We start from the raw sequence: 9,873 nt of genomic DNA on the forward strand, positions 1-9,873 counted from the left end.
GCCGTGGGAGGACGAGACCCGTTCCCCCTCCCCCCGGGACGCCGACCCCCTCGGCGGCGACCGGGACCCGGCTATCTGGCCGGAGGCCTCCGGCGGAGGTCCGGCGGAGGGCACACGGCCCTGGGACACCGGCTCCGCTGACGACCGCGGCGCCTGGAACACCGACCGGGGCGCCCAGCCCTGGGACGACGCCCCCGCGGGCGGTACGCGCGACCCGCTCGACGACGGCCTGGGCCCCGCCTCCTGGGAATCCCCGGCTTCCGGCGCCTCCGGTCGGCCGTGGGACGACGACGCCCCGGGCCGCGGCCGTGACGCGGCCGACGACGGCCTCGGCCCCGCGTCGTGGGAGACACCCTCCTCCGCCACCGACCAGCCCTGGGGCCCCGGCCCCGTGGGCGACCGCGGTCCGTGGACCGCTGACCGGGGCGGCCAGCCCTGGGAGGACGACACCCGCGCCTCCTCCGGCTGGGACGACGAAGCTCCCGAACGAGAGCGCGGCCCGGCCTCCTGGACCGACGTGCCCGGACCCGACGGCGGTTCCTGGGACGACGCCGCCCCGGCGGACCGGTCCCGGGAGGACCGCGCCCCCCGGCACGGGGGCGGCGAACGCGGCTCCGACGCCTGGGACGACCGCCCCTACGGCGACGACCCCCTCGGGGGAGACCGCGGACGCGGCCGCTCCTGGGACGACGAACTCGGCGGCGACTTCCGGGGCGCCGACAGCGCCCCCGCGGGCTCCGACGCCCCGGACGCCTGGGCGCCCTCCGGCCGCACCGACGACCGGCCCGGCGCGGGCTCCGACGGCCCGTGGGGCGACGGGTACGGCGACGAGCTCTCGCACTCCGCGCCGGGCAGCGGCAGCGGCAACACCTGGGCGTTCGACCGCAACGACCCCCGGCTGCCGGACGTGGTCCGCGAGGCGGAGCAGCGCCGCAGGGAGTCCTCCTCCGGACGGGCCGAGACCGTCGACTGGGGAGGCCCCGACACCGGTGAGCTCTCCGCGGCGGTCCCCGGCGCGGACGACCCCCTGGGCGCGATCGCCGACATGCAGTCGCGCGCCCGCTCCAGGGAGCAGGACCCGCTGGAGGACCCGGGCGGGGCCACCCAGATGTTCGACGCCCGCGCCCTGGCCGAAGAGGGTGGCCGGGCGGACGACGAGTACCGGCGTGACGACCGCCGCTGGGACGACGGGGCGGACTACGACCGCTACGACGACGACCCCGACGGGCCGGAGTACGATCCCGACGGGGACGCGGACCGGCCGGAGCACGACTACGACGACGACCCCGAGCCCCGCGGTGACGAGCCCCGCGACCGCGACGAATCCGAGTACGAGGACGGGTTCACCCCGGCCGACTACGGCATGCCGGCCGCCCCGGCGGGCCGCAGCAGGCGCCGCAAGGACCCGATCGCCGATGACTTCCCCGGCTTCGGCGACCGCCCACTGGGCGGCGAGGCCGGGGACGCCTACCCCGGCTACGACAGCATCGACTTCCTCGCCGACACCGAGCGGGGAGCGACGCTCACCCTGTGGCTGGGCGTGGCCTCGTTGCTGCCGGGCGTGGGACTGGTCACGGCCGTCCTGGCCCTGCTGGTCACCGGGCCCAAGGCCAAGAGGGCGATCCGCGAGTCCCGCGGGCAGCTCGACGGCCTCGGTCTGATCACGACCGGAACGGTCTTCGCCGTCGTGGGCATCCTGGTGACGGTGATCTCCGTCGCCCTCTGGCTGGTCCTGTAGCGCGACGGCCGCCTCTCGGGGACAATCGTCCCGGGGAGGCGGCCGTCAGCCTTCGTCCGCGCTCTCGCAGAAGCGGGGCCGAGCGGCCGCGGGACCGCGTAGAATGGTGTCGACCCACGGCTGAGCGAGGATCCGTCCCGACGGTTCCCGTCATGTCGCACACCGTTTTGACCGTCCTGACGGCAAGCGGTAGCCTGTGTGATTGTGCCCGTGAGTCGACGGGTCGCACATGCGAGTGCGGCGCCCGGTTCCGCAGACGAGGACCTACGGTGCGCGGCGCATGTGAACCCCCTCCCATGATTCGGCCTCTCGGCCGGGTGTGAACCCGTTTTCGCCATGCGCGGGAACGAAGGCGACACGCCCGACATCGGGGGTCGGGGAGGTTCGGGAAATCCAGCAGGTCAATAGCGATATCGGCTACGAGAACCGGCGTAGGTCACGAGGAAGACGGAGACGCGGTGCCCACCATCCAGCAGCTGGTCCGCAAGGGCCGACAGGACAAGGTCGCAAAGAACAAGACCCCGGCGCTGAAGGGGAGTCCGCAGCGTCGTGGTGTGTGCACTCGTGTCTACACCACCACGCCCAAGAAGCCGAACTCCGCTCTGCGCAAGGTCGCCCGAGTCAAGCTGAGCAGCCAGATCGAGGTCACGGCCTACATCCCCGGCATCGGCCACAACCTCCAGGAGCACAGCATCGTGCTCGTGCGCGGTGGCCGTGTGAAGGACCTGCCGGGTGTCCGTTACCGCATCGTGCGCGGCTCGCTCGACACGCAGGGTGTCCGTAACCGCAAGCAGGCGCGTAGCCGTTACGGCGCCAAGAAGGAGAAGTAAGCATGCCGCGCAAGGGCCCGGCGCCGAAGCGCCAGCTCATCACCGACCCGGTCTACGGCTCGCCGCTCGTCACCGCACTGATCAACAAGGTGCTGCTCGACGGCAAGCGCTCCATCGCCCAGAGCGTCGTCTACGACGCCCTGGAAGGTGCTCGCGAGAAGACCGGCCAGGACCCGCTCGTCGTCCTGAAGCGGGGACTGGACAACGTCAAGCCCGCGCTCGAGGTCCGCAGCCGCCGCGTCGGCGGCGCGACCTACCAGGTGCCGGTCGAGGTTCGCGCCTCCCGGTCCACCACGCTGGCCCTGCGCTGGCTGGTCTCCTACGCGCGCCAGCGCCGTGAGAAGACCATGACCGAGCGTCTGATGAACGAGCTGGTCGACGCCAGCAACGGTCTCGGCGCGGCCGTCAAGAAGCGTGAGGACACGCACAAGATGGCCGAGTCGAACAAGGCCTTCGCGCACTACCGCTGGTAATTCCGGCGGGTTCGAAACAGACCGAGGGACGACGAGCCTCATGGCTGCCAAAACTGTTCTTGACCTGGCCAAGGTCCGCAACATCGGGATCATGGCTCACATCGACGCTGGTAAGACCACGACGACTGAGCGGATCCTCTACTACACCGGTGTGACCCACAAGGTGGGCGAGGTCCACGATGGCGCTGCCACGATGGACTGGATGAAGGAGGAGCAGGAGCGGGGTATCACCATTACCTCGGCTGCTACCACCACCCACTGGGACGACCACACCATCAACATCATCGACACGCCCGGCCACGTCGACTTCACGGTCGAGGTCGAGCGGTCGCTGCGTGTGCTCGACGGTGCCGTCGCGGTCTTCGACGCCAAGGAGGGCGTTGAGCCCCAGTCGGAGCAGGTCTGGCGCCAGGCGGACCGCTACGGCGTCCCGCGTATCTGCTTCGTCAACAAGATGGACAAGATCGGCGCCGAGTTCCAGCGCTGTGTCGACATGTTCCGTGAGCGCCTCGGCGCCAACGCCATGCCGATCCAGCTCAACATCGGCGCCGAGAGCGACTTCAAGGGCGTCATCGACCTGGTCCGCATGAAGGCCTACGTCTGGAACGAGGAGGCCGCGCTCGGCGAGATGTACGACACCGTCGACATCCCCGAGAGCCACGCCGACGCCGCCCGCGAGGCCCGCGACCAGTTCATCGAGACGCTGGCCGAGGCCGACGACGAGATCATGGAGATGTACCTGGAGGGCCAGGAGCCCACCGTGGAGCAGCTCGTCACCGCGATCCGCCGCGCGACCATCGCCGGTACGGCCGTCCCGGTCGTGTGCGGCACCGCGTTCAAGAACAAGGGCGTGCAGCCCCTGCTCGACGCGGTCACCGCCTACCTCCCCTCGCCGCTGGACGTCGAGGGCGTGGAGGGCCACGACCCCAAGGACGAGACCGAGGAGACCAAGCTCGTCCGCAAGCCGAGCAACGACGAGCCGCTGTCGGCTCTGGTCTTCAAGATCATGAGCGACCCGCACCTGGGCAAGCTGACCTACGTGCGCGTCTACTCCGGCGTTCTCCAGGCGGGCACCCAGGTGCTCAACAGCCTCAAGGGCCGCAAGGAGCGCATCGGCAAGATCTACCGCATGCACTCCAACAAGCGCGAGGAGATCTCCGAGGTCGGCGCCGGCGACATCGTCGCCGTCATGGGCCTCAAGGACACCACGACCGGTGAGACCCTGTGCGACCAGGCGAACCCGATCGTTCTGGAGTCCATGACCTTCCCGGCTCCGGTCATCGAGGTGGCCATCGAGCCCAAGACCAAGAGCGACCAGGAGAAGCTGGGCATCGCGATCCAGCGCCTCGCGGACGAGGACCCCTCGTTCCAGGTCGCCACGGACGACCAGACCGGTCAGACCGTGATCTCGGGCATGGGCGAGCTGCACCTCGAGGTGCTCGTCAACCGCATGCGCGACGAGTTCAAGGTCGAGGCGAACATCGGCAAGCCGCAGGTGGCCTACCGCGAGACCGTTCGCAAGAAGGTCGAGGGGCACACCTACACCCACAAGAAGCAGACCGGTGGGTCGGGTCAGTTCGCCAAGGTCAAGATCGACGTCGAGCCCCTGGAGACCGAGAGCGGCGACGCCTCGGGCTACGAGTTCGTCAACGCCGTCACCGGTGGCCGCATCCCGAGGGAGTACATCCCCTCGGTCGACGCCGGCTGCCAGGAGGCCGCCGAGCTGGGCGTGCTCGCGCACTACCCGCTCGTCGGCGTCAAGGTGACGCTCCAGGACGGCCAGTACCACGAGGTCGACTCCTCCGAGATGGCCTTCAAGACCGCCGGTTCGATCGCCTTCAAGGAGGCGGTCAAGCTGGCCAAGCCGACTCTCCTGGAGCCGGTCATGGCTGTCGAGGTCACCACTCCCGAGGAGTACATGGGTGACGTGATCGGCGACCTGAACTCCCGCCGTGGACAGATCCAGTCCATGGACGAGCGTTCCGGCGTCCGTATCGTCAAGGCCCAGGTGCCCCTCTCCGAAATGTTCGGCTACGTGGGTGACCTGCGCAGCCGCACGCAGGGTCGAGCCAACTACTCGATGGTGTTCGACTCCTACGCGGAGGTTCCGTCCGCTGTCGCCCAAGAAATTGTGGCGAAGGTCCGCGGCGAATAGTCGCGAACACGTAACCAGCCCGCTCCCCGTCCACGCGGGGAGCGAGCACCAGACAGCTCTGTACGTCTAGGAGACATCCAGTGGCGAAAGCAAAGTTCGAGCGGACTAAGCCGCACGTGAACATCGGCACCATCGGTCACATCGACCACGGCAAGACCACGCTGACCGCGGCCATCACCAAGGTGCTGCACGACGCGTACCCGGAGCTGAACCCGTTCACTCCGTTCGAGGACATCGACAACGCTCCTGAGGAGCGCGAGCGCGGTATCACCATCTCCGTCGCCCACGTCGAGTACCAGACCGAGGCGCGTCACTACGCCCACGTCGACTGCCCCGGTCACGCGGACTACGTGAAGAACATGATCACCGGTGCGGCGCAGATGGACGGCGCCATCCTGGTCGTGGCCGCCACCGACGGCCCGATGCCGCAGACCAAGGAGCACGTGCTCCTGGCCCGCCAGGTCGGCGTGCCCTACATCGTGGTGGCCCTGAACAAGGCCGACATGGTGGACGACGAGGAGATCTTCGAGCTCGTCGAGCTCGAGGTCCGCGAGCTCCTCAGCGAGTACGAGTTCCCCGGCGACGACGTTCCCGTCACCAAGGTCTCCGCGCTCAAGGCGCTGGAGGGCGACGAGGAGTGGGGCAAGGCCGTCCTGGAGCTCATGGGCACCGTGGACCAGTTCATCCCCGAGCCCGAGCGTGACACCGACAAGCCCTTCCTCATGCCGATCGAGGACGTCTTCTCGATCACCGGTCGCGGCACCGTCGTCACCGGCCGCATCGAGCGCGGCATCGTCAACGTCAACGAGACCGTCGACATCGTCGGTATCAAGGACGAGAAGCAGACCACCACGGTCACCGGTGTCGAGATGTTCCGCAAGCTGCTCGACCAGGGCCAGGCCGGCGACAACGTCGGTCTGCTCCTGCGCGGCATCAAGCGCGAGGACGTCGAGCGCGGCCAGGTCGTCATCAAGCCCGGCACGACCACCCCGCACACCGAGTTCGAGGCCCAGGTCGTCATCCTGTCCAAGGACGAGGGTGGCCGCCACACGCCGTTCTTCAACAACTACCGCCCGCAGTTCTACTTCCGCACCACGGACGTCACCGGCGTCGTGACGCTGCCGGAGGGCACCGAGATGGTCATGCCCGGCGACAACACCGAGATGACCGTCCAGCTCATCCAGCCCGTCGCGATGGAGGACGGCCTGAAGTTCGCCATCCGCGAGGGTGGCCGGACCGTGGGCGCGGGTCGCGTCACGAAGATCCTCAAGTAGTACCCGCGCGGGGGCGGCCCCTTCGGAGCCGTCCCCGCCGTGGTGGGCGGGCCGTGGGTCCACGGCCCGCCCACCAGCACACAAGACGTCATCGGGCTCTGTGACGGTGACGCACCGCAGGGGCAAGCCCTGTTGCGGTTTCTCAAGGGAATAGGGGCTCACGGCTACAACGGCGGATCCGCCGGGCCTGGGCGTCTGTGACCGGGAACAGCTCACCGTTACGGACACTGAAGCGAAGGACGAACAGGCCACATGGCGGGACAAAAGATCCGCATTCGGCTAAAGGCCTATGACCACGAGGTCATCGACAGCTCGGCTCGCAAGATCGTCGAGACTGTGACGCGAACTGGCGCACAGGTCGCGGGCCCGGTGCCGCTGCCGACGGAGAAGAACGTTTACTGCGTCATCCGATCGCCGCACAAGTACAAGGACTCGCGCGAGCACTTCGAGATGCGCACGCACAAGCGGCTGATCGACATCATCGACCCCACGCCGAAGACGGTCGACTCGCTCATGCGACTCGACCTCCCGGCGGGCGTTGACATCGAGATCAAGCTTTAAGGACGCACAGACATGGCCACCAAGCAGATCAAGGGAGTTCTGGGCGAAAAGCTCGGCATGACCCAGGTCTTCGACGACGCGGGCAAGATGGTGCCCGTGACGGTTCTGAAGGCCGGTCCGTGCGTCGTGAGCCGCATCCGGACTCCGGACACCGATGGCTACTCCGCCATCCAGCTCGGCTACGGGCAGATCAACCCGCGCAAGGTCAACAAGCCGCTCGGCGACTACCTGCGCAGCCACGACCTGACCCCGCGCCGCCACTACGTCGAGGTCCGCACGACCGACGCCACCGAGTACACGCTCGGCCAGGAGGTCACCGCGGACAGCTTCGAGACCGGCCAGAAGGTCGACGTCACGGGCAAGAGCAAGGGCAAGGGCTTCGCGGGTGTGATGAAGCGCCACGGTTTCCGCGGCCTCTCCGCCTCGCACGGTACCCAGCGCAAGCACCGCTCGCCCGGTTCCATCGGCGGCTGCGCCACGCCCGGCCGCGTGTTCAAGGGCATGCGGATGGCCGGTCGCATGGGCAACGTGCGCAAGACCGTCCAGAACCTGACCGTTCACTCCGTCGACGCGGAGAAGGGGCTCATCCTGGTCAAGGGTGCCGTCCCCGGTCCCAACGGCGGTCTGGTGCTCGTCCGCACCGCTGTGAAGGGGGACAAGTAAGCCATGGCCCAGATCGAGGTCAAGAACCTTGAGGGCGGCGCCAAGGGCAGCGTCGAGCTGCCGGACAGCGTCTTCGCCCAGCAGGTCAGCATCCCGCTGATCCACCAGGTCGTGAACGCCCAGCTCGCCGCTGGCCGTCAGGGCACGCACGCCACCAAGACCCGCGGCGACGTCCGCGGCGGCGGCAAGAAGCCCTACCGCCAGAAGGGCACGGGCCGGGCCCGCCAGGGTTCCATCCGCGCCCCGCAGTACACCGGCGGCGGCACGGTCCACGGACCCCAGCCGCGCGACTACAGCCAGCGCACCCCCAAGAAGATGAAGGCCGCCGCCCTGCGCGGAGCCCTCTCGGACCGGGCGCGCCACGGCCGCATCCACGTCGTCAGCCAGTTCGTGGCCGAGGACCTGGAGAGTAAGTTCACCAAGACCGCTCTGAAGGCGCTGCGCCAGGTCACCGAGTCCGACAAGGTCCTGGTGGTGCTGGCCCGTGACGACGAGCACAACCGGCGCGCCCTGCGCAACGTCGAAGAGGTGCACATCCTCGACGCGGACCAGGTGAACACCTACGACGTCCTCTACTCGGACGACGTGGTCTTCACCGAGGCGGGCTACGCCGAGTTCCTGGCCCACGCGGCCGGTGCCTCCAAGGCCGCGCAGTCCGAGGAGGACGACCAGTGAGGATCGCCGACCACCGGGACATCATCGTCGAGCCGGTGATCTCCGAGAAGAGCTACGGGCTCATGGACGAGAACAAGTACACGTTCATCGTCCGCCCGGACGCCAACAAGACCCAGATCAAGATCGCGATCGAGAAGATCTTCGAGGTGAAGGTCACGAGCGTGAACACGATCAACCGCAAGGGCAAGCGCAAGCGCACCCGCTTCGGTTACGGGAAGCGTCCCGACACCAAGCGCGCGATCGTCAGCGTCGCCGAGGGCGACCGGATCGACATCTTCGGTGTCTGACCTCTCCCGGGTCTGACCGCTACACACCAAGCAACACGTAAAGGAATGCGCGAAGAAGATGGGCATTCGTAAGTACAAGCCGACGACACCGGGTCGTCGCGGCTCCAGCGTGAGCGACTTCGTCGAGATCACGCGCTCGGAGCCCGAGAAGTCCCTGGTGCGTCCGCTGCACTCCAAGGGCGGTCGCAACGGCCACGGCCGGATCACCGCCCGCCACCAGGGCGGTGGCCACAAGCGCGCCTACCGCGTGATCGACTTCCGTCGTCACGACAAGGACGGCGTGCCGGCCAAGGTCGCCCACATCGAGTACGACCCGAACCGCACCGCGCGCATCGCGCTGCTCCACTACGTGGACGGCGAGAAGCGCTACATCCTGGCTCCGGCCGGCCTCAAGCAGGGCGACCGGGTCGAGAACGGTCCGCAGTCCGACATCAAGCCCGGCAACTGCCTCCCGCTGCGCAACATCCCCACGGGTACGTTCGTGCACGCGGTCGAGCTGAAGCCGGGCGGCGGCGCCAAGCTGGGCCGCTCCGCGGGCTCGCAGATCCAGCTCCTGGCCAAGGAGGGCAAGTACGCCACGCTGCGTATGCCCTCCGGTGAGATGCGCATGGTGGAGATCACCTGCCGCGCCACCATCGGCCAGGTGGGCAACGCCGAGCAGTCCAACATCAACTGGGGCAAGGCCGGCCGCTCCCGCTGGAAGGGCAAGCGCCCGACCGTCCGCGGTGTCGTGATGAACCCGGTCGACCACCCCCACGGTGGTGGTGAGGGCAAGACCTCCGGTGGTCGCCACCCGGTCAGCCCCTGGGGTAAGAAGGAAGGCCGGACCCGGGCCAAGAACAAGGCCAGCGACAAGCTCATCGTGCGGCGTCGGCGTAGCGGTAAGAAGAAGCGGTAAGGAGCACGTCTGATGCCACGTAGCCTTAAGAAGGGTCCCTTCGTCGACGACCACCTCATCAAGAAGGTGGAGTCGCAGAACGAGAAGGGGACCAAGAACGTCATCAAGACGTGGTCCCGGCGGTCCATGATCGTTCCGGAGATGATCGGTCACACGATCGCCGTCCACGACGGCCGCAAGCACGTCCCCGTGTTCGTGTCCGAGTCGATGGTCGGCCACAAGCTCGGTGAGTTCGCTCCCACGCGTACTTTCCGCAGCCACGTCAAGGAAGACCGCCGTAGCCGCCGTTAGCGGTTGCAGCAGCAGAAAGAACCATTTC

10 protein-coding genes and 1 pseudogene are annotated in these 9,873 nt (G+C 68.2%); all 11 read left to right on the forward strand.

What is annotated here, in order from left to right:
* Nucleotides 1-1,738, forward strand: a pseudogene (locus ABD54_RS28325) (hypothetical protein); the annotation flags it as partial.
* 458 nt (nucleotides 1,739-2,196) lie between these two features.
* The gene (gene rpsL / locus ABD54_RS14160; RefSeq protein WP_013156106.1) at nucleotides 2,197-2,568 is read left to right on the forward strand and encodes a 30S ribosomal protein S12; all 372 of its coding nucleotides are present in this window, start codon (nucleotides 2,197-2,199) and stop codon (nucleotides 2,566-2,568) included.
* 2 nt (nucleotides 2,569-2,570) lie between these two features.
* Nucleotides 2,571-3,041 (forward strand): 30S ribosomal protein S7, encoded by a 471-nt coding sequence (gene rpsG / locus ABD54_RS14165; protein WP_013156107.1) that lies wholly within the window; start codon nucleotides 2,571-2,573, stop codon nucleotides 3,039-3,041.
* 40 nt (nucleotides 3,042-3,081) lie between these two features.
* On the forward strand, nucleotides 3,082-5,196 hold the full coding sequence (fusA, locus tag ABD54_RS14170) for an elongation factor G (protein ID WP_047869957.1): 2,115 nt from the start codon (nucleotides 3,082-3,084) through the stop codon (nucleotides 5,194-5,196).
* A gap of 80 nt (nucleotides 5,197-5,276) precedes the next feature.
* The gene (tuf, locus tag ABD54_RS14175) at nucleotides 5,277-6,470 is read left to right on the forward strand and encodes an elongation factor Tu (RefSeq protein ID WP_047869958.1); all 1,194 of its coding nucleotides are present in this window, start codon (nucleotides 5,277-5,279) and stop codon (nucleotides 6,468-6,470) included.
* 252 nt (nucleotides 6,471-6,722) lie between these two features.
* Nucleotides 6,723-7,031: a 30S ribosomal protein S10 gene (rpsJ, locus tag ABD54_RS14180; RefSeq protein WP_013156110.1), complete on the forward strand. Its 309-nt coding sequence runs from the start codon at nucleotides 6,723-6,725 to the stop codon at nucleotides 7,029-7,031.
* A 12-nt stretch (nucleotides 7,032-7,043) separates the two neighbouring features.
* Nucleotides 7,044-7,694 carry a 50S ribosomal protein L3 gene (gene rplC, locus ABD54_RS14185; protein ID WP_019610094.1) on the forward strand — a complete coding sequence of 217 codons (651 nt, stop codon included), beginning with the start codon at nucleotides 7,044-7,046 and terminating at the stop codon, nucleotides 7,692-7,694.
* 3 nt (nucleotides 7,695-7,697) lie between these two features.
* Nucleotides 7,698-8,369 (forward strand): 50S ribosomal protein L4, encoded by a 672-nt coding sequence (gene rplD / locus ABD54_RS14190; protein ID WP_047869959.1) that lies wholly within the window; start codon nucleotides 7,698-7,700, stop codon nucleotides 8,367-8,369.
* On the forward strand, nucleotides 8,366-8,656 hold the full coding sequence (rplW, locus tag ABD54_RS14195) for a 50S ribosomal protein L23 (RefSeq protein ID WP_013156113.1): 291 nt from the start codon (nucleotides 8,366-8,368) through the stop codon (nucleotides 8,654-8,656). Before rplD ends, rplW begins: the two co-directional genes overlap by 4 nt.
* 58 nt (nucleotides 8,657-8,714) lie before the next feature.
* Nucleotides 8,715-9,554: a 50S ribosomal protein L2 gene (gene rplB, locus ABD54_RS14200; RefSeq protein WP_047869960.1), complete on the forward strand. Its 840-nt coding sequence runs from the start codon at nucleotides 8,715-8,717 to the stop codon at nucleotides 9,552-9,554.
* A gap of 12 nt (nucleotides 9,555-9,566) precedes the next feature.
* The gene (gene rpsS, locus ABD54_RS14205; protein WP_013156115.1) at nucleotides 9,567-9,845 is read left to right on the forward strand and encodes a 30S ribosomal protein S19; all 279 of its coding nucleotides are present in this window, start codon (nucleotides 9,567-9,569) and stop codon (nucleotides 9,843-9,845) included.
* Nucleotides 9,846-9,873: the final 28 nt, after the last annotated feature.

The organism is Nocardiopsis sp. RV163 (genome assembly GCF_001029525.1).
GTDB lineage: Bacteria > Actinomycetota > Actinomycetes > Streptosporangiales > Streptosporangiaceae > Nocardiopsis > Nocardiopsis dassonvillei.

Coding starts and splice junctions, on each gene's coding strand:
- rplD (WP_047869959.1), top strand. CDS start 7,698: ATGGCCCAGATCGAGGTCAAGAACCTTGAGGGCGGCGCCAAGGGCAGC.
- fusA (WP_047869957.1), top strand. CDS start 3,082: ATGGCTGCCAAAACTGTTCTTGACCTGGCCAAGGTCCGCAACATCGGG.
- rpsG (WP_013156107.1), top strand. CDS start 2,571: ATGCCGCGCAAGGGCCCGGCGCCGAAGCGCCAGCTCATCACCGACCCG.
- rpsS (WP_013156115.1), top strand. CDS start 9,567: ATGCCACGTAGCCTTAAGAAGGGTCCCTTCGTCGACGACCACCTCATC.
- rplB (WP_047869960.1), top strand. CDS start 8,715: ATGGGCATTCGTAAGTACAAGCCGACGACACCGGGTCGTCGCGGCTCC.
- rpsJ (WP_013156110.1), top strand. CDS start 6,723: ATGGCGGGACAAAAGATCCGCATTCGGCTAAAGGCCTATGACCACGAG.
- rplC (WP_019610094.1), top strand. CDS start 7,044: ATGGCCACCAAGCAGATCAAGGGAGTTCTGGGCGAAAAGCTCGGCATG.